The following is a 22340-nucleotide window of genomic DNA, read 5'->3' as shown; positions in this document are numbered from 1 at the left end:
GCATTCGCTTAGTTTATTTTTAACTCAACTTGGTCTCAAATATTGCTTTCCACCAGATTTAAGTATACCTCTTGATTGGTTACGAATATACCCTTAATCGAGAGGGTGGACTAAGGTAGCGGTATGAACACGTTAGAAGGCACAGCTTATTCTAACCTGGACTAAGGTTCAAAATAAAGATTCATAAGAGTTTGATAGATCTTCAATCTTTCTTGAGTCTAATACTGTGGATAAATTTTGAAGGAACTAACGTATGGGCTTACCTATTACACAAAGTGAATTTGAAAAAGTTTTAGATGATATTTTGCTATACAAAAAAGGGCTACCTCCAGGTGCTAAACTTCCTCTTGCTGTTTATTTAAAGGAAAAAGGCTACTCCTCCATTTTACAGAATCTTAATTTTGCAGTTCCAGGTAAAACAGTCAATACGATGCAGATGCAACGAGCAGATGGTTCTTTGGTGAGTGCAACTAAATTACCTCGTAGAACGGATTTATTGAATAATATTGATTTTACCGGTTGTGAAATAAAAAACTGCCAGTTTGATACATGTGATTTATCAGGATCGATTTGGCGTGAGCAAGAGATCCGTGATTCTTCTTTTAATAATACGGTGATTAATTATGCTTCATTCCATGGTGTTCGTTTTATTCGCAATCAGTTTACACAGACTTCCTTCGATTACAGCACGTTAAATGATTTGCTTTTCTTGGGAAATCATTTTCTACGTACTCGTTTTAATTATTTAAAGCAATTGTGTAAGCTAACGTTTACAGATTGTATTATGCAGCAAGCTTCCATATTGGGTGGCGCTCGAACTGTAGACGTGATTATAAATAACTCTCCTGGAGCGAGTTTGTCTCATGTAAGTGAGTTGTTAACTGATAAAGAGATTGCAATGCATCAGGTTAAAAAAACAAATACTAAGCCTGCTGTATTGGTGTCTTGGAATAATGTGACCCCATTGCTGACTGCAACATTGGCTGAGAAAATGTTATTGGCGCAAGGGATATATCCAGTGCGCATGGATGTAATGCCAGAAGTAGATGCTGCATTATTAGATAAAGAAATCAATACGCTAAATGCATTAACCCAACACAGGTTGCAACAATTAAAAGATGACGTGCTTGCAAAAGCTAAAAAGCTAGCGACTAAGTCTTCAAAAGAATTAAGCTATGAGGCGCAAAGTAAAAGCGATATAGCCGAGCAATGTTCTGTGAAAGCAAGCGCAGACGATATATCAACTATTTTTACAGCAGAATGGAAAAAACAAGGTATTAGTTTTCCTTTGCTAATGATTCAAATCATGCGTGAAGAAAACACTAAAAAACCATCTGCATTTCCACAAATGTCGACTCTTTATAGCCATGCGAAAGCAATCTTTAATCAGGTGGATGGTGTCCTGTTAACAGGGGGACAAGATATGGATCCGCGTATTTACGGAGAAAAATGTCATCCTAAAACTGGTTTACCAACATATACTGAGCATCCAGAATTGAGTGATCCACGCCGTGATATTCTTGAATTTAGTTTAGTCTATATGCAACAACGTGAGTCAGCACCTAAACCCCTATGCGGTATTTGTCGCGGGTCACAAGTGATTGCTGCGTCATACGGTGCAACAATTTATCAAGAGCTTGATTCACCGGAAAGACGTCAATATTTAGTTGAACCTATTCAACTGAAAAGTATAAAAACAACAGCCCCTTTATATTCGACGGGTAGAACTTTGGCATCTGTAGCAGATAAGGAAGCGCTTAATGTGATATTCATGCATCACCAAGGCTATGATTTAGGGCAAGCTTTTGGTGTGGAAGCTACTGCTTCAACGCAAACCTCGGGGGGTAAGATAATTGATATTGTTGGAGAAAACTTGCAGCAGAATATTACTTTGACCCAAGCACATATTGAATATTACATGGACCAAGAGGAAGGGGGAACGGGTGGATTTGCCCCACATGTTAGTGCGAGTACAGCTGGGAGTATATTGCAGCAATTTCAAATGAGAGTTTTGGCTTACTGTCAAAATCAACGATTATTATCTCATGTAATTCCTAATATGTTTTTCACAAAAAGTGCCTCTGTATTAAAGGAGAGGTCAGAGCATAGCGCTTCAATTTCATTAAGTACTTAAAGTTGAATAAGGACATCTTAGACTTATTAGATATCAAAAGTAGGTTGAGTCTTGGCCCAACTTACTTTTGATTGCATTTTGACTTTACTACATAAAGCTTACAGATCAGCTGTCTCCATGTTTTTGAACCTATAAATTAAGTCAAGTGCTTCTCTTGCTGTTAAACGATCCGGATCAACTTGCGCTAGCTCTCGTAAAATAGGTGAGAGGGGTTTTACTTGAACTATAGACTGCGTTTGAGTTATTGGAGGTGCCTGATTTTGCATATGATTTAAGTGCGTATGCGCAATTTTTAAAACCTCAGGAGGTATCCCTGCAAGCTCGGCTACTTCAAGTCCGTAACTTCGATTCGCATGGCCTGGTTCGACACGATATAAAAAAATGATACGGCCGGTCTCCAATGATGCTTGCAAATGAACATTGCGGATGCAGGACCATTGTTGAGGAAGATTAGTTAACTCAAAGTAGTGCGTAGAAAATAAAGTGTATGCTTTAATGCTCGTAGCCAGATAAGCACAGCTGGCATAGGCCAATGCCATACCATCATAAGTACTGGTACCGCGACCAATTTCATCAATTAAGACCAGGCTCTTATGGGTTGCTTGCCTTAAAATTTGAGCGGTTTCTGTCATTTCCACCATAAAAGTGGAGCGTCCGGAGGCTAAATCATCACTGGCGCCAATACGGGTAAAAATTCTATCGATAGGTCCTAAAGTTGCCGATTTAGCGGGTACAAAACTGCCAATATGTGCTAGAAGTACAATCAAAGCAGTTTGTCTCATGTAGGTTGATTTACCTCCCATGTTGGGCCCGGTAATGAGCAATATATTTTGTGATGGTTTGAGTTGTAAGTCATTAGCAATAAAACGCTCTTGCAGCAAATGTTCAATTACTGGATGACGACCTGCCTCAATGGAGATTTGTGATTCAGGCACCAGATTAGGGCAACACCAATTGAAACTTTGAGCTCGTTCCGCAAGAGTGGCTAACACATCTAATTTGGCCAATGCTTGTGCCAAAAGCGTTAATTCGTTGATGTTGTTTTGGATTTCTAGTAGCAGGTTTTCATACAACCACTTTTCACGTGCCAAAGCCTTAACTTGTGCTGATAATACTTTCTCCTCAAACTGCTTTAATTCCGGCGTAATATAGCGCTCCACGTTTTTTAAGGTTTGTTTTCTGTGGTAATGAGTAGGTGCTTTTTCTGATTGGGCTTTAGAAAGCTCAATGTAATAACCTTGTACATTATTAAAGCCAAACTTCAGAGAAGAGAGGCCAGTCTTTTGCTTTTCTTCTTGCTCCAAATGCAGGAGTTTGTCATTAGCACGTGTACTGAGCATCCTAAGCTCATCAAGCTCTTCGTCAAAACCTGGTGCGATAACCCCGCCATCGCGAATTAACACGGGTGGATTTTCTATAATTGCTGCAGCAAGCAATTGTTGTAGTGTCGGTAATGGTTTAATGTCTTTTTTTAATTGTACTATGAGCTCGCTTGAGTGATGGGCCAGTATGGAATTCAATTCTGGAAGTAACGCTAAAGTATGAGTTAAAGCGACTAAATCACGTGGGCGAGCCGATTTTAAAGCAATGCGTGAGACAATTCGTTCTACATCACATGTTTGTCTTAGTAATTCATAGACAGACATGTTGCATTGAAGACGCATGATTTCCATTATGGCATTCTGGCGTGCCATAATTTGCTCATGTTGTATGAGAGGTCTTCCTAACCAACGCTTGAGCAAACGACTGCCCATGGAGCATGCGGTTTTATCCAACAGCGATAACAGGCTGTTTTCATGACTGCCATTCATATTTTCAAATATTTCGAGATGTTTTTGTGTCGATGCATCCAGTTGCAAGTAATCATTGCTATGTTCAAGTGTCATTGTTGTTAAATGAGGAAGAGCTTGTTTTTGTGTCGCATGCAAATAGGTTAATAATGCCCCTGCTGCAACAAGTGCTGTAGCATTCTCTTCCTCACCAAATACTCTAAGGTCATTTACTGCAAATTGCTCACATAAGAGTTTTTTAGCATTGTAAAAGTGAAACTCCCAACCTGGCCGAAGTTTTATTGGAAAATTCAGACAGTACTCTTCCAAGGGAGATTCTTCTTGTAACAGTAATTCAGCAGGCTGCAAGCGTGTGAGCTCCGCACTGAGTTGATTTGTTTCTGTTAATTGCTGAATGTGAAAACGGCCGCTGCTGAGTTCAACCCAAGCTAAGCCAATTTTTTGTTTTTGGTGGTGAATGGCCAGTAATAAATTATCTTTTTTAGCATCCAAAAGTGCTTCATCGGTTACTGTCCCTGGGGTGATAATGCGAGTTACTTGTCGTTCAACGGGACCTTTACTGGTTGCGGGATCTCCTATTTGTTCACAAATAGCTACTGACTCACCTTTTTTGATCAGTCGTGCGAGATAATTTTCCACAGCATGATAAGGAACACCAGCCATGGGAATTGGCTTGTCCGCAGAGTGACCGCGATGAGTTAACGTGAGATCCAATAATTGTGACGCCCGTTTGGCATCATCAAAAAATAACTCATAAAAATCACCCATACGATAGAGCAAGAGCATATCAGGATATTCTGATTTAATGCGTAAATATTGTTGCATCATTGGAGTATGGGAAGTAGTCATGAAGGCTGTTATCTCGAGTTGAAAGTGCGGCGATTTTAGCAAAATCATTAAAGGTAGAGTAGAGGTCATTTATATTCATCAAAATGAGCAGAGATGTGATGATAGAAATCTTTAATGTGGGGCAGATGAAACCGCAATTATTTTTGCATGATTGTCTTTTTAAGTGTCAATAAATAACCCTAGCTTCAAGAATAGAATCTGAGATATTATCAATTAGTTACAATGAACTGGCAAAGGAAAGGCTATGTTAACTGCAAAGGATGTTAAAACTGTTGAGGCCGCAAAACAAATTATTGAGGAGCGTAATCTAAGCCATGTCAAGGTTGGTTTATTTGACGTGGATGGAGTGATGCTTGGAAAGTATATGAGCCGTAATAAATTCTTCTCGGCTTTGGATAATGGTTTTGCTTTCTGTGATGTGATCTTAGGTTGGGACTCCAAAGATAAGCTCTATGATAATGGAAAATATACAGGCTGGCACACAGGTTATCCTGATACTTTAGTGCGCATTTTGCCAGAAACATGTCGCGATCTTGTTTTTGAAGAGAATCAGCTGTTATTTATGGCTGAATTTGCTGGGGAAGCTGAAAATCTATGTCCACGAGCATTACTACGCCGCATGGTTAATAAAGCAGATGCGATGGGGTTTGATGCTTATGCGGCATTAGAATATGAATTCTTTATGTTTGATGAAACGCCAGACAGTATACGCGCTAAAGGCTTTCGTGATTTAAAACCCATGACCCCCGATTTTTTTGGTTACTCGATGATTCGCAACACGGTTCATGCCGACTTATATCATCAAATCCTCAATATGAGCGAGATCATGGATTTTCCTATTGAAGGTTTGCATGCAGAAACAGGTCCTGGGGTAATTGAAGCAGCTATTGCTGTAGATAACGCCACAGAAGCAGGCGATAAGGCGGCATTATTTAAAACATTTATGAAGGTTTTAGCGCAACGAAACGATAAAATGGCAACCTTTATGGCCAAATGGTCACCGAACTATCCCGGGCAAAGTGGGCACATCCATCTCTCTTTACGACATAAAAATAATCGAGGCAGTGCTTTTTACGATCCTGCGATGCAACATAATATGAGTAAAATTCAAAGACATTTCGTAGCAGGACAACAAAAACTAATGCCTGAGTTTTTAGCAATGGTTGCTCCTACTGTGAACAGTTTTTCTCGACTGATTCCAGGCTTCTGGGCACCAACGGATGCGACATGGGGGGTAGAGAATCGTACAACCGCATTACGCGTTATCCCTGGAAGTGATAAGTCACAACGTGTCGAGTATCGCCTAGGTTCTGCTGATTCAAATCCTTATTTGGCCTTGGCTGCGGCTTTAGGTTCTGGATTGTACGGCATTGAGCATGAACTGGAGCCATACCCAGAAATTAAAGGTAATTCTTATACACAACACCATCAAGCGGAACTCGCTTTGCCAAGAACTTTGTGGGAAGCTGCTTCTCGCCTCAGAGAGTCAAAGGCTGCCAAAACTTTATTTGGCGAACCCTTTGTCGAGCATTTTGCAGCTTCTCGCGAATGGGAGGAGCGTGAGTTTCGTCGTCATATTACTGATTGGGAATTAGATCGCTATTTTGAAATTATTTAACTTGGATTTTCGAAATTATGAACGATACATTGAAAACTTATTCGCCTATAGATAATTCGCTTTATGTAGAGCGTGCTTTTGCTAAAGATGATGAAATCCAATTCGCTTTGGACCGCTCATTAAGTGCCAAAAAGCTGTGGGCTAATACCACTTTGAGCGAGCGTGAGCGCTATTGCAGCGCAGCTGTAGATGCCTTAGTTGCTAATAAGGACGAGATTGCCTGGGAAATTTGCTGGCAAATGGGACGCCCAATCCGCTCTGCTGCAGGAGAGATTAATGGTTTTGAGGAGCGTGCACGTTATATGATTGCTGCCGCAAGTGCCGCACTTGCGCCGATTATGCTGCCTGAAAAAACAGGTTTTATTCGTTACATCAAACGAGAACCACTAGGAGTGACCTTTGTTATTGCTCCATGGAATTATCCTTACCTTACCGCAGTGAATGCGATTATCCCGGCTATTATGGCCGGAAATGTTGTCTTACTGAAGCATTCAGCGCAAACACCACTTGTTGCGGAACGATTTGCCCAAGCATTTAGAGAGGCAAATCTCCCTGAAGGGGTATTTCAGTATTTGCATCTAACTCATGCAGATACAGAAAAGGTTTTGTATCATCCTGCAATAAATAATGTTGCTTTTACGGGTTCGGTTGCTGGTGGCGAGATGGTGGAGCGTGTTACGGCAGGACGTTTTTTGAATATTGGCTTAGAACTTGGGGGAAAAGATCCTGGATATGTACGTTTCGATGCTGATATTGATCACGCGGTAGAAACACTTGTGGATGGTGCATTTTTTAATTCAGGCCAATCGTGTTGTGGTATTGAGCGTATCTACGTCCACCGAGATGTTTATGAGCAGTTTGTTAATAAAGCAGTAGCGTTGACGATGCAGTATCGACTTGGACGTCCTGATGATCCGAATACAACTTTAGGACCACTCGTGCGCTCCTCTGCCGCAGAGTTTGTTCGTGGCCAGATTCGAGAAGCGTTGGCACAAGGTGCTGTAGCCCATATCGATAGCCAAAAATTTGTTATGGATCAACCCGGATCTGCGTACATGGCTCCGCAGATTTTAACGGAAGTAAACCATAAAATGCGGATAATGACTGAAGAAACATTTGGACCCGTAGTAGGTATTATGCCTGTTGATAGCGACGATGAAGCGATTGCACTAATGAATGACAGTGATTATGGTTTAACAGCCGCTGTTTTTACTCAAGATATAGAGCAGGGAATTGCCATTGGCGAACAGCTCCAAACAGGAACATTTTTTATCAATCGTTGTGATTATTTGGATCCTGCGTTGGCTTGGACTGGAGTCAAAAATTCTGGACGTGGGTGTACGCTTTCTTCTATAGGATATGAGGTATTAACCAGACCTAAGTCTTTTCATATAAAAACAAACAATTAGGGGTTATTTTACAATTCCCTCGGACTTGAACTGGGGGAATTGTAAACAGACTCCAGAAAAGGATCTATAAATGAGTACATCATCATTAAAGGCTAACTGGAATTATCCCACTTCAATAAAGGTGGGGGCAGGGCGTGCATGCGAACTTGTCGATGCGTGCCATACTCTGGGGATGAAATCCCCTTTGTTAGTCACAGACAGCAATCTTGCAAAATTACCTATGATTGAATCAGCATTAGCGAACTGTCGTAATGCGGGTTTGCATGGTGCTTTATTTTCAGATGTAAAAGCAAACCCAACAGGTGAAAATGTCTTTGCTGGCGTGGAAGCTTATCGAAGTGGCCAACATGATGGAATTATTGCTTTTGGAGGCGGTTCTGCTTTAGACGCAGGCAAAGCAATTGCATTAATGATTGGACAAAACCGTCCCCTATGGGACTTTGAAGACATTGGAGATAATTGGCAACGAGTGAATGTTGCAGGTATCGCCCCTATTATAGCACTACCAACCACGGCAGGTACTGGTTCGGAAGTTGGGCGTGCTTCGGTGATAACCGATACGCAGCACCAACGAAAGAAGATTATTTTTCATCCAAAGATGTTACCTTCCATCGTTATTTTAGATCCTGAATTAACGGTCGCTTTACCACCGAAGATTACTGCAGCAACGGGTATGGATGCATTATCTCATTGTCTAGAGGCCTATTGTGCACCCAATTATCATCCCATGGCAGAGGGGATTGCTCTTGAAGGGATACGTTTAATAAAAGAACATTTGCCGCAAGTCATGCGTAATGGCAATGATTTAGATTCCAGAACACAAATGCTTGTTGCTTCGATGATGGGAGCAACAGCGTTTCAGCGTGGGTTAGGTGCAATGCATGCGCTCGCTCATCCATTGGGTGCAATCTATGATGCGCATCATGGCCGATTAAATGCAATTTTAATGCCGTATGTAGTGCAAGCCAATCGTTCCGTAATTGAACAAAAAATAGTGCGCTTAGCGAATTACTTAGCAATTGATAATGGATTTGCTGGATTTCTGGAATGGATATTACATTTACGTCGTGAATTAGGTATCGAGCACAGTTTGCTTGAAATTGGTATTGATGCGCATGATGTGGCTCGTATTGCGACAATGGCGACAGAAGATCCTTCCGCACAAAGTAATCCAATTCTTTTTGATGATTTGCAATATAAAAATATTCTTACGGCAGCTATCCATGGGGATCCATATCCTTTGTAGACTAGTGATTAGATTGGCAGAAGCACCTTAAAGGAGCGACATGAATATTGGAATCTTGCAATGTGATCAAGTCGAGACAGAATTGGTTGCGACTTATGGCACTTATCAAGACATGTATATCAAGCTACTACAGCAAGTAGCGTCGAATTTGACATTCACTGTTTATGATGTGCGTTGTGATGAATTACCAAGTCATCTCGATGCTGCTGATGCTTATATTATTACTGGTAGCCGTCATGGTGTTAACGATGGTTTCCCTTGGATTACAGGTCTTGAAGAGTTTGTATTGCGGCTTCATGAAGCAAACAAAAAGGTTATAGGGATTTGTTTTGGTCATCAGCTTATTGCGAAAGCCTTAGGAGGTCAGGTTATAAAATCGCCTAAGGGTTGGGGGGTAGGAATGTCCGTTAATAAAATGACCCAACGCAAAGCATGGATGTCTCCATCCCTTAATCAGCTTAACTTGATTGTGAGCCATCAGGATCAAGTTTTAGTTCTTCCTTCTGAAGCAGAGGTTCTGGCTGCAAGTGATTTTTGTCCGTTTTATATGCTGCAAATTCGTGACAACCTGCTTACTGTGCAAGGTCATCCTGAATTTAGTAAAGTTTATTCCCAAGCATTGATTGAAATGCGGAAAAACAGACTTGGTGAGGAGTTAGTCGAGTGTGGATTAAAATCACTACAGCAACCATGTGATGATGCCGTATTTGCCCAATGGATTGTTAATTTTTTAGACTATTAAGATAAGATAGTGCTACAGGCTTTGACTTTTTTGTTGAAATATCAACAGGTCATGGTTGAATTTAAATTTATTTGCTAGAATCTAAAGGGATTTAAAAAAAATATTAATCTATAGGGAGAATGTAATGAATCGTTTCGCAATAATTGCAGCAACTGGGTTTTTAGCGCTTGCTTTAACTGCATGCGGTCAGCAAGGTAATAAGCAACCGACTGCTGGAACTGAAAATAATACCACTACAACAACACAACCAGCTCAACCTGCTGGTGGAACCCAAAACCAAACACAACACTAAGATTTTAACCTGGGTGACGGCGTAAGCCATAACCCAGGAATATTTCTGGTATATTTATGAATCCTTTTGACAATCTCATCAAAGAAATTGCTGCTATTTTAAAGAAAAAGAACTGGCAATTAGTTACTGCTGAATCATGTACTGGCGGACTTGTTGCAAGCTATCTCACAGACATTCCTGGAAGTTCAGTTTGGTTTGAGCGTGGATTTGTTACGTACAGTAATCTTGCTAAAGAAGAGTTATTGTCTATTCCTAAACAATTAATCGAAGAATATGGTGCAGTGAGTGAGCCTGTTGCTCAAGCTATGGCGACTGGTGCCTTACAACATAGTGCGGGACATGTGGCTGTCTCAGTTACTGGTATTGCTGGTCCAGATGGCGGCAGTCTTGAAAAGCCAGTAGGAACTGTGTGTTTTGGGTGGGCAGCTAAAGACATAAATTCTAAAGTAGTAAGAAAACAATTCACTGGAAACCGACAAGATATACGCTTGGCTGCATGCGAAGTCGTGTTATCAGGCCTTCTGTCCTATATTAAAAATGGAAAAAATTTTTACTAGGTACTTTATTTTCGTGGAACGATGCTGGTTAAATCATTAGCTATCTCGAATCCTTTTTGTTTCAGTTCAACTTGAGTACGATCTATAAAGCTTACTCTTGATTCATCTGCTGTAGGAAAAAATAGATGCTTAGCAGAACGAGTAATATTCATTACCGCGCGCTCAGCGCATAATGCCGTGGATGCGACATTAGAAATTAGTGACGGTTGTTCATGTTTACTTTGCATAGTTGCCACCCTTCGTTCGTTTTAAAATTATACCATTTAATGAAATTTAGATCAATAATTGTGATATTGACTTGGAAGAAATGCTTCTTAACAAAAGAATTAAAGATAATATTTTCTGGGGTGATTAATTTTATAATTTCTGTGTCCTGCTTAGGCTACCAGTTAAATGAAGTAGTAGGGCAAAAAGATGATTTTCTATACAACTTTGCGTGGCTCGGGCTTGAGTGAAAAAACTCATTTTAAACCTGTGAATCAATTTGCTGCTTGTTCCTATCTGTGTGATAATTTTACCCTTGCAAACTACCTGGAAAATATTATGGAAGAAAATAAACAAAAAGCATTATCAGCCGCTCTCTCGCAAATTGAACGTCAATTTGGTAAAGGATCAGTGATGCGTATGGGCGACAGCACCGTATCCCGAGACATCGAAGCCATTTCAACAGGATCGTTAGGCTTGGACATTGCATTGGGAATTGGTGGCTTACCCAAAGGACGTGTCGTTGAAATTTATGGACCAGAGTCTTCTGGTAAAACCACGCTAACTTTACAAGTTATTGCCGAGTGTCAAAAAATGGGTGGTACGGCCGCATTTATTGACGCAGAACATGCATTAGATCCAAGCTATGCACAAAAGCTGGGTGTTAATGTGGATGAGTTATTGGTTTCTCAGCCTGATACTGGAGAACAAGCTCTAGAAATTACCGACATGTTGGTACGTTCAGCAGCTGTGGATGTAATTATTGTTGACTCTGTTGCTGCATTGACTCCCAAAGCGGAAATCGAAGGAGAAATGGGGGATTCACATGTTGGTTTACAAGCTCGACTCATGTCACAAGCGTTACGTAAATTAACTGCTAATATTAAACGGTCTAATACCCTAGTTATTTTTATTAACCAGATTCGTATGAAAATTGGTGTCATGTTTGGCAGCCCTGAAACAACTACTGGTGGTAACGCATTGAAGTTCTATGCTTCTGTTCGCTTAGATATTCGCCGCATTGGGTCAATTAAGAAAGGTGAGGAAATCTTAGGAAGCGAAACACGAGTTAAAGTAGTGAAGAATAAAGTGGCCCCACCATTCAAGATGACAGAATTTGATATTCTCTATAACGAAGGTATTTCTCGTGAAAGTGAAATCATCAATTTGGGTGTTCAACTCAATCTGATTGAAAAATCTGGTGCTTGGTACAGTTATAAAGGAGAGAAAATTGGCCAAGGCAAAGATAATGTTCGCTTGTATTTGAAGGAGAATCCTCAAGTTGCAGTAACTCTTGAGCAGCTCATTCGTACTGAGCTCTTAGAGAAGAAATTACCTATGCTTGCGGCAGCCAGTGCGGAAGAATTTGAGACCGCCGATGACTAAAGCATTTGATAGTGCTGTGCGCCTGTTGTCTAGGCGCGAGCACGGTGCACTAGAACTGTATGAGAAGTTAAAACAAAAAGGATATAGTGTAGTTGAAGTAAACAACGCATTGGATGAATGCCGGCGCTTGGATTTACAAAGTGATCGACGTTTTGTAGAAATATACAGTCGTTCACGTATACGGCAGGGTTATGGACCTTTAAAAATAAGCCAGGAATTGAGCAGTAAAGGAATTGATAAGGAATTAATTCAGCAGTTCATGCGACAAGAAGAAGATAATTGGTTGACTTATGCATTAGATGTTTGGCATAAAAAAAGTAAAGGACAACTTGATCTTTCTTTTGATGAATTGCAAAAACAACAGCGTTTTTTGCTGTATCGTGGATTTGGAATGGATACCATTGTTCAAGTGAAAAAAGAATTGAAAAGATAAAAATGAGATCGTAGTCTTTGGGGAATGAAAAAAATAGCTTTGTAGCCTGGGTGCAGCGTAGCGAAACCTGGGACGTTATCCCTTGCTGTGCTTGGGATGATGAAGAGTACTGCACCCAGGCTACAGATAAAAATTAACTCAAATTGGTATTGAATTAGAAAATGAAAAGTTCTGAAATTAGACAAGCATTCTTTGATTATTTCACACAACGTGGCCATCAACTCGTGGAGTCCAGCTCTTTAGTTCCTGCTAATGATCCTACTTTATTATTTACCAATGCAGGTATGGTGCAATTTAAGGATTTATTTTTAGGACTTGAAACCCGCTCTTATCAACGGGCAGTCACTGCACAACGTTGTGTGCGTGCAGGCGGTAAGCACAACGATTTGGAAAACGTGGGTTATACAGCAAGACACCATACCTTTTTTGAAATGTTAGGTAATTTTAGTTTTGGTGATTATTTCAAGCGTGAGGCCATAAAATTTGCTTGGGAATTTTTGACTCAAGTTCTGCGTTTACCTGAAGAACGTTTGTGGGTGACTGTTTATAAAGACGATCAGGAAGCAGAAGATATTTGGCTAAAAGAAATGAACGTTTCAGCCACACGTTTCTCACGGTGTGGTGAAAAAGATAATTTTTGGTCTATGGGCGATACCGGTCCTTGCGGCCCTTGCACTGAAATTTTTTATGATCATGGTCCTCAAATCCCAGGTGGTCCTCCAGGAAGCCCTGATGAAGATGGCGACCGGTATATAGAAATCTGGAATCTAGTTTTTATGCAGTTTAATCGCGATAAAGATGGGAATCTGCATCCTCTACCTAAACCATCCGTGGATACAGGTATGGGACTTGAGCGACTTGCTGCAGTAGTTCAAGGCGTACACAGCAATTATGAAACCGATATATTCCAATATTTGATTCAATCTACTGCGCAACTTGGAAATAATATCGATTTAAATCATACCTCGCTAAAAGTCATCGCCGATCATATTCGATCATGTGCGTTTCTAATTGCTGATGGAGTGATTCCTGGCAATGAAGGACGAGGGTATGTGCTGAGAAGAATTATTAGAAGAGCAATAAGACATGGTAATAAGTTAGGTTTACCAACACCGTTTTTTTCAAAGTTAGTTGAGCCCTTAATTAAAGTCATGGGCGATGCTTATCCTGAATTGATAAAATATAAGAGCCATGTAGAGAAAATTCTTACTCAAGAAGAGAATCAGTTTGCTCGTACGCTTGATCAGGGTTTGCGTTTATTACAAGAGCAAATGCATTCTCTGGGTGGCCACGAAATATCTGGGGAAATCGCGTTTAAACTGTATGATACTTATGGTTTCCCTGTTGATTTGACAGCGGATATAGCCAGAGAACAAAATCTTTATGTAGATATGGATGGCTTTAATCAATTGATGCGACAACAACGAGAGCAATCTCAGGCAGCCAGCCAATTCAGTGTTGATTATAGTACTAGTGCACAATTAGATTACCAATCTGATTTTCATGGGTATGAAAAAAAGGAAATGGAATCAAAAATTATTGCCTTACTTCAGGAAGGAAAAGAAGTAAACACCTTAAATAAAGGTATGAAAGGGGCTGTGGTCCTTGACCATACACCGTTTTATGCGGAAAGTGGAGGGCAGGTAGGTGATAAGGGCATTTTAACTGGTGCAGGTTTACGTTTTCGTGTCGATGACACACAAAAGAAAGGCCAAGCCATAGTGCATTATGGAGAAGTAGTTGAAGGCACTGGTACTTTAGATCTGTTGGTTAAAGCACAAATTGATAATGAACGCCGCGAGGCTATTCGTTTAAATCATACCGCAACGCACTTATTGCACGCCGCACTTAAAACAGTCATCGGGCCACAAGTACAGCAAAAAGGATCTTTGGTAGATGCAGAGCGTGCGCGCTTTGACTTTTCTCATTTTGAATCATTAACTGCAGAGCAAATACAAGAAGTTGAACTATTAGTTAATGATCAAATTCGTGCGAATCATGAAGTTGTAACCCGAGTTATGGATATTGAATCGGCTAAAAAAAGTGGTGCTGTTGCTCTTTTCGGAGAAAAATATACAGATGAAGTACGTGTATTATCCATGGGAGAGTTTTCTAAAGAACTTTGTGGTGGGACACATGCACGAAGGACTGGTGATATCGGTCTATTTAAAATTGTTGCGGAATATGGGATTGCCAGTGGTGTAAGACGTATCGAGCTGGTGACTGGTCGTTATGCTTTAACCTGGGTTAATGAGCAACAATTTTTGTTGAGCGAATTAGCCTCTTTATTAAAAACCACAACAAATAATTTAGCGGATAAAATCGCACAACTCATCACTGAAAATAAAGGTTTGGAAAAAGAAATTGCCAAATTACAAAGTGAGAAAGCACAAAAATCAGGTGCTGATCTGGCAAATGAGGTGGAAAAAATCAATGGAATCAATTTGCTTGTGAAACAATTGGAAGGCGCAGACAGCCAAACCATGCGTACTACCTTGGATCAATTGAAATCAAGACTTGATTCTGCAGTGATTGTTTTATTTACCCTCGATCAAAGTAAAATGAATGTGATTGCTGGGGTGAGTAAAAATATTTTAGGCAAAGCACCTACAGCAGCTACTTTGGTAAGACATCTTTGTGGAAAGGGTGGTGGTCGAGATGATATGGCTCAGGGCGGCGGCGTTGCTCCGGATGACTTGGAGAAAAAGATAGAAGAAATTAGAGAAATGGTTCGCCACCATTCATAAATCGATTTGATGTAGCCTGGCTTTTCCCCGTAACCGTTTGGTGAATAAGATGTGAACTCTAGGCTACTTTTTGTAAAATAACCATCTATAAGGAGATGACATGAGTTTTTTACAAGAGTTTAAACAATTTGCTGTTAAAGGAAATGCAATTGATCTCGCTGTTGCAGTAGTGATTGGCGCTGCATTTGGCAAAATCATTAGTTCTTTAGTTAGTGGTATTGTCATGCCTTTAATTGGTCTATTATTAGGTGGTGTCAATGTCGCCAATAAAACGTTTACACTCGGAGATGCAGTTGTGAAGTGGGGCGAGTTTCTCCAAGCAGTGATTGACTTTACCATCATTTCTTTCTCAATTTTTATAGCAGTCAAAGGGATTTCTTTATTAAGAAAAAAAGAAGAAAAAAAAGAAACACCACCATCAAGGGAAGAAACTTTATTAGCGGAAATTCGTGATCTATTGAAGGAAAAAACAGGTACACAAAGCGAATAATGTTACCGGATTAGCACAGTGTAATTCGGAGTTCTCTGCAAACATCTTTTTCCCTTATTTTGACTGTGGAAAAGTAGGCTGTGCTGTTAAGCCCAGCGTTTTTCTTGCTTACCCACTTATCATTATATATACAATTAGCAAGTGTCTATCCATGGTTGTTCCCAAGAGGGAAATATTTAGAGCGATGTTAAAACGCTGGGCTTAACAACAGCCCAGCCTACGGTTGTTTTGCGTGTTTTTGTCAACGAATTATTTAATACATGCAGGGATAATGGCGATACGAATCATCACTACAATTACATTATGATCTAATTGGATATTAAAAAAGCTAAGTATTTGTAAATCTGCTATAATTTTATACAGAAAACCATCTTAATAAGGATAATTATGAGCGGGTTGCTGAATTTGATCGCTGTAATTGTTGTTTTTGGGTTAGTATTATGGCTAATAGATACTTTTATTCCTATGCCCCCATCAATTAAAAGCCTGTTAAATGTGCTGGTACTTATTGTACTCGTCATCTACATTTTACAATTTTTTGGATTGATAAAAACAATCTTACCTATGGTTAAGATCTTTAAATAATTACTTATGTAGGGGAAATATATATAGTTGCAGTGACATTAAAATACAACTGCTGCTTGCAGCAGTTGTATTTAATTGGTTAATTTTAATTTACTCTGTTATCTCAAACAGTGAGAGATTCTACCATACCGCAAAGACTCCTCACTCGCATCAGAATGACGAATGGCGATGTAGCTAAAAATGTATTTGCATAATAAAATACAGAAAAAATGAAATTGCATCTCTTGTTCAATATAGAATAGGAGATGCATTAATAAATAAGACTAATACTTTTGCTCTGTTCGGAGCGCTTTAAAAACTCAAAAGATACGATCAAACCTTACCCATTTTCTTATAAAGAAAGAATGGCAAACGAGTGATTATCGCCATAATCATTCGCCAGAAATAAGGATAATAAAACATTTTTTTTCGACGCATTAATCCATTCCAACATGCTTTTGCACAAGCGTCTGCAGGTGCCGCATAAAAAACTCCAGGTACGCCATAAGTTTGCTTGGTGTCAATAAAACCCAAGCGGGCGATTGTAATGTGTTGGTTGTCGCTGGCGGATTGTTGTAAGCCTTGGAGATAAATTTCAATACTTGCTTTGCTTGCGCCATAAAGACTGTTTTTGGAGCGTCCTCTACATGCTGCAACGGAACTTAGAAATAGTAAATTATATTCTTTTTGTTGACGACTCAAGTAGGTATGGATGATTAAAGATGTACTTAGAATATTGAGTTTAATGAGGTGTGTAATTGTTTCATAATTCAGATGATCGTTATTAGTGAAATCACTGTGGGCAATGAACAAATCCAATTCACGATCATTTGTTTTTAATACAGTGAGTAGTTCATCCAACTGCTCAAGCAGATCCACAATCAGCACATCACAGCTTGTTTTATATCTCAGTTTGATATCGTTCGCAATGATTTGCAGCGGGGTTTGTTGGCGGCCTACCAAGAGCAATTGATGTCCTTCATGAGCAACAATATGTGCAAATTTTTCTGCAATAATGGAGGTTGCACCAAGTATTACCCAAGTTCTTTGCGTCATTTTTTTATCCCTAATCGTTTTGCCAGATCAGAGTGCATTGTACATCCATAGTGCTCCAGTGTCTGAGAAAATTGCTGATGGTTCTCATACATACTGTGGAATTGTTCTTGATTCAAAAGCAAATCCTTCGCTAAATAAACTCGACCATTAAGGTCAGTGATTAATTGATTCATTGCACGTATCGCTTGTTTCGCCTGATTGTTATGAACAAAATCAACCGCTAAGGTAAATCCTGGTTCACAAAAAGAAAGTAATCCTTCTCCTGCTTGTGTGCATAACTTGAGGACTGCAAGAGTAGGTGTTGCTTTATTAATCCGCATTAATTGAATCAGCTTATCCAAAGTAGTTCTAACCTGCTCAGCACTAAATACTGCTTGGAATTGGATCAATCCTTTAGGACCATAAAGTCTATTCCAGTGCAAGAGCTTATCAAGCGGATTATTAAATTGTTCAAGCGATAGTTTTTCATGCCCTTTTTTATTGTTAAAAAAATGCTGATTAAATAATTTCATGCTCCATGCTTTGATTAAAGAAAAGGGCACTTTAGGTACGGTATGAACTTTGGGTTTTTTATCGTTAATTGGCTCACAATAATCCGCTACCGAAAGAATCGCTCGTGGTGTTGGGTTAAGAAGATCAAGCCAGGATACTTGATAATCATGATGAATACCTTCAGTGGCCATATATTCTGTTAGTGCTTGCATGGATGCAAATGGTTTGTGTTCTGCTTGCACAAAACGAGATGCTTTTTTAAGACGGATCGCGGTACGAGTAATAACGCCTGTAAGGCCTAATCCTGCAAGCGTGGCATAAAATAAGTCACTGTTTTTTTCACGGCTGCAATGGAATTTTTTACTACCAATCAATAAATCAAACTCAATGAGATGGTGGCCAAAACTACCAGCCTGGTGATTATTTTTTCCATGTACATCGTGAGCAATTGCACCTGCCACTGTAATGTGGACTGTGCCAGGAAGAACGGGTGGAATGAAATCAGGATGTACTAAAAATAACTCTTTAAGTGATACACCACCTTGACAATGCACAATCCCTGTCTCGTGATTAAAATCGATCAAATGATTCAAGCGTCTGCTGTCGATAATAAATCCATTGGTATTAAAACAACTGTCGTTATAACTTAAACCTGAGCCTCGCACGAGTAGATTTTGTTGCGGGTTATGTGCCAGATAATCAACGAGTTGCGCTTCATCATCTGGACGTAGACAGGAGGACTGACTAAAGTGTGCACGGCTAAAATTGCTGAGCGTTTGTGTTTTGCTGTGCATTTTTTTCGTGATTCAATTATTTTCAATATTAAGACTATAATTCATTTAGAAACATAATTAAAAGGAATTATGATGAAAACTTTTTTAAGCTTTTTGAGCTTCTTTTTTTCTCTTTCACTTTTCGCGGCGGATATTCCTCAGGATAATATAGGCGCACAGAAGTATGACAAATCGCAGTGCATCAACAATACGAGCCAGGATTGTATTAATTCTCAATGCTTAAACTCAGAGCAAATTGATTGCCAGGATAATTGCCGAAGAATGGCACAGGCAAAATGCCAGCAAGAGACGAATGAGTAAAATTACCTGCATTGTTTCTCGTTAATTTGAATACATTGTCAAATGATTGGCATAAAATTTTTTTGACTGTCAAATCGCCTGCATCACGGTTATTTCCATTTAAATTGTAGCCTGGGTGCAGCACCTAGGATAATACTGCCACTTAGTCTCCTCTCCCTATGAGTAGAAGGGAAACGCGCTTCATCTAATAGCAATGTAATAAAACCTTTTTTCACAAATGGCATACAGTTTGCATATCGTAGTCATTCAATAGAAAAATCATGATACTTGCTTGAATTTAATGAGTGAATTCAAGCTTAAAAATTAGTATGGATTGCTTATATGGCTGATAAAAACGTTTTATCACAAGAAGAAATAGATGCGCTGCTGAAAACTGTAGGCGAAACTCCTGAAGAAGTGCATAAAGACTCAACAGAGACTACAGGGGCTCCTGAAAAAGCTGGGCATAAAAAAGCAAAAGGTCAAAAAAAACAGGTAGCAGAAGCTGTATTTGAGACAGTAGAAACAAAAGAAAATGATGTAAAAACTCTTAACTTTACTGCTCAAGAACGCATCGTCAAAGGCAAGTTACCAGTATTAGATAGAATTTATGATCGCGCTGCGCGCTTATTTGCATCGGATGTCTATAATGTCACCGCCAAAGATTTTGAGATTAAACAAGATCCATTACTCATTATAAAGCATCGCGACTTTATGGAGAGCTTACCCAATCCAAGCTTAATGTGTATTTCTAAATTCAAACCATTACGAGGTAAAGGTATTATTCTTTTTGATAGTACTTTCGTCTACGATCTGGTCGACTATTATTTTGGTGGAAGCTCGCAATTTTTTGCTCAAAAAGACAGAACTGATTTTACTGCGACTGAGTTGCGTGTGATGGATGTCATTACCAAAAAACTCATTGCCAATCTGACTCAGGCGTGGAAGCCAATTATCCAGCTTGATATTACCAAATTTAATGATGAAACAAACCCACAGTTGGTCAATATTGCAGAACCTGATGAAATGCTGTTGGTAGCCCGTTTTTCTATGGATTTTGGCAAAGAAATTGGAACGTTCTATTTCATTTTACCTTACTCCATGGTTGAGCCGATTAAAGAGCAATTGGAGCTTGGTGCATCTCGACCTGATGATGAAATTGATCCCAACTGGGTTAAATCACTGAAAGAAGAGTTAATGAATGTTGAGTTAACTGTCAGTTCGGCAATGGCTGAAACAAAAAGTACTCTGGGGGCAGTGATGTCATGGCAAGTAGGTGACTTCATCCCTATGGACATGAAAGAAATAGTTACTTTAGATATTGAAGGGACTCCAGGTTTTACGGCAACTCAAGGTACTGCAAATGACAAACGCGCAGTAAAAATAATAAAAAATATTAGTTATTAGGGAGATAAATAATGTCTCAAGAAGCAATAGAACAACCAAAACCAGCCAATAATCTTCCTCAGGATGCAGACAGTGAGAAAATGGATTTGATTTTGGATATACCGGTATCCGTGACGGTAGAAATTGGTCGTACCAAAATGACCATTCGTAATTTACTGCAATTAAACCAAGGAGGTATTGTTGCTCTGGATCGTTTAGCGGGTGATCCACTGGATGTTTTGGTTAATGGCACTCTGGTTGCGCATGGCGAGGTTGTTGTGGTGAATGATAAATTTGGTGTGCGATTAACTGATATTGTTAGTACAGCAGAACGAATTAAGCGATTAAGATAATGCAAAGTGTACTCAGTCAAGGAGAGCTCATGCGTGTTGTGATGGGCTTATTATTGGTTTTATTGCTCATCCTTGTATTGTCTTGGGTAGTGAAGCGTTTACATGGTATGCAAATGGGGTCGGCAAAAGGATTTCAATCTGTGGCCTCTATGCTTTTGGGACCAAAGGAAAAAATCACTTTGTTAAAAGTAGGAACACGTTATTTGTTGGTTGGCTCAGGTGCTGGAAATGTCACGTTACTCCATGATTTTGGTGAACAATTGCCACCAGGCTTTGATACTACAAATAAATCTTCATTTGCAGATCTGCTTAAATCGGTTGTGAAATCATAAGATGAATAGAATGAATTTATACGTACGGAACTGGTTATCCTCTGTATGGGACTTAATGGAAATAGTAATGAGTGCTTTTAAATCCCGGGTTTCGCTGCGCCGCACCCAGGTTACATTGTTTGTTATTTTATTTTGTTGTGTTCCTGTGGCTTTGCAGGCGGCACCTTTATCCTTACCAGCAATGACAGTACAACCTGGAGCAAACGGAGAACAAACCTACAGCGTTAACCTCCAAATTTTGATTTTTATGACTTTGTTAACTGTTTTGCCTGGAATGTTGATGGCAATGACAGCTTTTACACGAATCATTATAGTGCTTTCTATTTTGCGCCAGGCTATAGGCATGGCCCAAACTCCAACCAATCAAATTTTAATTGGCATTGCTTTATTTATGACTTATTTTGTGATGTCACCCGTATTTAATAAAATTAATGATACTGCAGTACAACCTTATCTTGCAGAGACCATAAAATTTCCTCAGGCTTTAGCCAATGCACAAGTGCCTCTACGTGAATTTATGCTCAATCAGACACGCAAAAATGATTTATCCATGTTTGAAAAATTTGCGCAAAAAAATCCAGCTACGCTTGATGAAGTCCCCATGAGTGTGGTGATTCCTGCGTTCATCACCAGTGAATTAAAAACAGCATTCCAGATTGGCTTTATTTTATTTTTACCTTTTTTGATTATTGATATGGTGGTATCCAGTGTTCTGATGGCTATGGGTATGATGATGTTATCGCCTTTAATTATTTCATTACCCTTTAAGATCATGCTTTTTGTTATGGTTGATGGCTGGACACTTGTTTTAGGATCAGTGGCATCAAGTTTTGCCATGAGTTAAAGGCATGATGAAGTGAATTAAAAAGAAAGAAGAGTCTGTAAAAAGGCTATAAAATTATAGGGAAATAATATGACCCCAGAGTCTGTAGTTTCTATATTCAGTGAAGGTGTGTATTTGATGCTGTTATTGATCACCGTACTCATTCTGCCTGGTTTGATTGTTGGAGTTATCGTGTCCATGTTTCAAGCGGCAACACAAATTAATGAAACGAGTCTGAGTTTTATACCCAAATTATTTATTACTTTTTTGATGCTCGTATTTGCTGGCCCTTGGTTATTGAAGACGATGGTGAATTACACGGATTCGTTAATTACCAATATTCCTTATTTAATAGGCTAACCCC

Annotated in this window: 22 protein-coding genes; 18 read left to right on the top strand and 4 right to left on the bottom strand. The window is 39.5% G+C overall.

Features of this window, described 5'->3' with window-relative positions:
* Positions 1 to 253: 253 nt before the first annotated feature.
* Positions 254 to 2134 carry a gamma-glutamyl-gamma-aminobutyrate hydrolase family protein gene (locus BGO44_RS02140; RefSeq protein ID WP_273199066.1) on the top strand — a complete coding sequence of 627 codons (1881 nt, stop codon included), beginning with the start codon at positions 254 to 256 and terminating at the stop codon, positions 2132 to 2134.
* A gap of 98 nt (positions 2135 to 2232) precedes the next feature.
* Here BGO44_RS02140 and mutS read toward each other — a convergent pair whose 3' ends face one another.
* A complete protein-coding gene (gene mutS, locus BGO44_RS02135; RefSeq protein ID WP_273199203.1) occupies positions 2233 to 4773 on the bottom strand; it encodes a DNA mismatch repair protein MutS in 2541 nt (846 codons plus the stop codon).
* A gap of 244 nt (positions 4774 to 5017) precedes the next feature.
* On the opposite strand from mutS, the gene BGO44_RS02130 reads away from it, so the two are divergent.
* From BGO44_RS02130 to BGO44_RS02105, 6 genes are all read left to right on the top strand, one after another.
* A complete protein-coding gene (locus BGO44_RS02130) occupies positions 5018 to 6391 on the top strand; it encodes a glutamine synthetase family protein (protein ID WP_273199068.1) in 1374 nt (457 codons plus the stop codon).
* Positions 6392 to 6408: 17 nt separating this feature from the next.
* A complete protein-coding gene (locus BGO44_RS02125; RefSeq protein ID WP_058512320.1) occupies positions 6409 to 7800 on the top strand; it encodes an aldehyde dehydrogenase family protein in 1392 nt (463 codons plus the stop codon).
* Positions 7801 to 7870: 70 nt separating this feature from the next.
* The gene (locus tag BGO44_RS02120; RefSeq protein ID WP_273199070.1) at positions 7871 to 9046 is read left to right on the top strand and encodes an iron-containing alcohol dehydrogenase; all 1176 of its coding nucleotides are present in this window, start codon (positions 7871 to 7873) and stop codon (positions 9044 to 9046) included.
* Positions 9047 to 9086: 40 nt separating this feature from the next.
* Positions 9087 to 9788, top strand: coding sequence for a glutamine amidotransferase-related protein (locus BGO44_RS02115; protein ID WP_058512322.1), 702 nt, complete (start codon positions 9087 to 9089; stop codon positions 9786 to 9788).
* Between the two features lie 124 nt (positions 9789 to 9912).
* Positions 9913 to 10080: a hypothetical protein gene (locus BGO44_RS02110; protein ID WP_193393443.1), complete on the top strand. Its 168-nt coding sequence runs from the start codon at positions 9913 to 9915 to the stop codon at positions 10078 to 10080.
* Positions 10081 to 10136: 56 nt separating this feature from the next.
* Positions 10137 to 10637, top strand: coding sequence for a CinA family protein (locus BGO44_RS02105; RefSeq protein WP_273199075.1), 501 nt, complete (start codon positions 10137 to 10139; stop codon positions 10635 to 10637).
* 5 nt (positions 10638 to 10642) lie between these two features.
* Here the strand turns inward: BGO44_RS02105 and BGO44_RS02100 are convergent, their stop codons facing one another.
* Positions 10643 to 10864: a hypothetical protein gene (locus BGO44_RS02100; RefSeq protein WP_058512324.1), complete on the bottom strand. Its 222-nt coding sequence runs from the start codon at positions 10862 to 10864 to the stop codon at positions 10643 to 10645.
* A gap of 316 nt (positions 10865 to 11180) precedes the next feature.
* On the opposite strand from BGO44_RS02100, the gene recA reads away from it, so the two are divergent.
* From recA to BGO44_RS02075, 5 genes are all read left to right on the top strand, one after another.
* Positions 11181 to 12227 carry a recombinase RecA gene (gene recA, locus BGO44_RS02095; protein WP_058512486.1) on the top strand — a complete coding sequence of 349 codons (1047 nt, stop codon included), beginning with the start codon at positions 11181 to 11183 and terminating at the stop codon, positions 12225 to 12227.
* Complete coding sequence (gene recX / locus BGO44_RS02090; protein WP_058512325.1) at positions 12220 to 12660, top strand: recombination regulator RecX; 441 nt, start codon at positions 12220 to 12222, stop codon at positions 12658 to 12660. Before recA ends, recX begins: the two co-directional genes overlap by 8 nt.
* 161 nt (positions 12661 to 12821) lie before the next feature.
* On the top strand, positions 12822 to 15407 hold the full coding sequence (alaS, locus tag BGO44_RS02085) for an alanine--tRNA ligase (protein ID WP_273199077.1): 2586 nt from the start codon (positions 12822 to 12824) through the stop codon (positions 15405 to 15407).
* Between the two features lie 100 nt (positions 15408 to 15507).
* Complete coding sequence (gene mscL / locus BGO44_RS02080) at positions 15508 to 15897, top strand: large-conductance mechanosensitive channel protein MscL (protein WP_058512327.1); 390 nt, start codon at positions 15508 to 15510, stop codon at positions 15895 to 15897.
* A 387-nt stretch (positions 15898 to 16284) separates the two neighbouring features.
* Positions 16285 to 16482, top strand: a complete 198-nt coding sequence (locus BGO44_RS02075) for a Thivi_2564 family membrane protein (RefSeq protein ID WP_058512328.1) — start codon at positions 16285 to 16287, stop codon at positions 16480 to 16482.
* Positions 16483 to 16794: 312 nt separating this feature from the next.
* Here BGO44_RS02075 and BGO44_RS02070 read toward each other — a convergent pair whose 3' ends face one another.
* Both BGO44_RS02070 and BGO44_RS02065 read right to left on the bottom strand, forming a co-directional pair.
* Positions 16795 to 17517 (bottom strand): SDR family NAD(P)-dependent oxidoreductase, encoded by a 723-nt coding sequence (locus BGO44_RS02070; protein WP_273199079.1) that lies wholly within the window; start codon positions 17515 to 17517, stop codon positions 16795 to 16797.
* Positions 17514 to 18803 carry an FAD-binding oxidoreductase gene (locus BGO44_RS02065; RefSeq protein ID WP_273199080.1) on the bottom strand — a complete coding sequence of 430 codons (1290 nt, stop codon included), beginning with the start codon at positions 18801 to 18803 and terminating at the stop codon, positions 17514 to 17516. Before BGO44_RS02065 ends, BGO44_RS02070 begins: the two co-directional genes overlap by 4 nt.
* 69 nt (positions 18804 to 18872) lie before the next feature.
* Here BGO44_RS02065 and BGO44_RS02060 point away from each other — a divergent pair, with 69 nt between their 5' ends.
* The 6 genes from BGO44_RS02060 to fliQ all read left to right on the top strand — a co-directional run bounded on the left by BGO44_RS02060 (position 18873) and on the right by fliQ (position 22336).
* On the top strand, positions 18873 to 19103 hold the full coding sequence (locus BGO44_RS02060) for a hypothetical protein (protein WP_237760523.1): 231 nt from the start codon (positions 18873 to 18875) through the stop codon (positions 19101 to 19103).
* Positions 19104 to 19424: 321 nt separating this feature from the next.
* On the top strand, positions 19425 to 20489 hold the full coding sequence (gene fliM, locus BGO44_RS02055; protein WP_058512332.1) for a flagellar motor switch protein FliM: 1065 nt from the start codon (positions 19425 to 19427) through the stop codon (positions 20487 to 20489).
* Between the two features lie 11 nt (positions 20490 to 20500).
* Positions 20501 to 20821 carry a flagellar motor switch protein FliN gene (gene fliN / locus BGO44_RS02050; RefSeq protein WP_083504015.1) on the top strand — a complete coding sequence of 107 codons (321 nt, stop codon included), beginning with the start codon at positions 20501 to 20503 and terminating at the stop codon, positions 20819 to 20821.
* Positions 20821 to 21153: a flagellar biosynthetic protein FliO gene (gene fliO / locus BGO44_RS02045; RefSeq protein WP_058512333.1), complete on the top strand. Its 333-nt coding sequence runs from the start codon at positions 20821 to 20823 to the stop codon at positions 21151 to 21153. The genes fliN and fliO overlap by 1 nt, the downstream gene beginning before the upstream one ends.
* Before the next feature lie 67 nt (positions 21154 to 21220).
* A complete protein-coding gene (gene fliP, locus BGO44_RS02040; protein ID WP_058512334.1) occupies positions 21221 to 21997 on the top strand; it encodes a flagellar type III secretion system pore protein FliP in 777 nt (258 codons plus the stop codon).
* A gap of 69 nt (positions 21998 to 22066) precedes the next feature.
* A complete protein-coding gene (gene fliQ / locus BGO44_RS02035; protein WP_058512335.1) occupies positions 22067 to 22336 on the top strand; it encodes a flagellar biosynthesis protein FliQ in 270 nt (89 codons plus the stop codon).
* Positions 22337 to 22340: the final 4 nt, after the last annotated feature.

The organism is Legionella sp. 39-23 (assembly GCF_001897665.1).
GTDB classification, from domain to species: Bacteria; Pseudomonadota; Gammaproteobacteria; order Legionellales; family Legionellaceae; genus Legionella; species Legionella steelei.
Note: the sequence above shows the minus strand (reverse complement) of the source record. Positions and strands in the feature narration are given on the sequence as shown.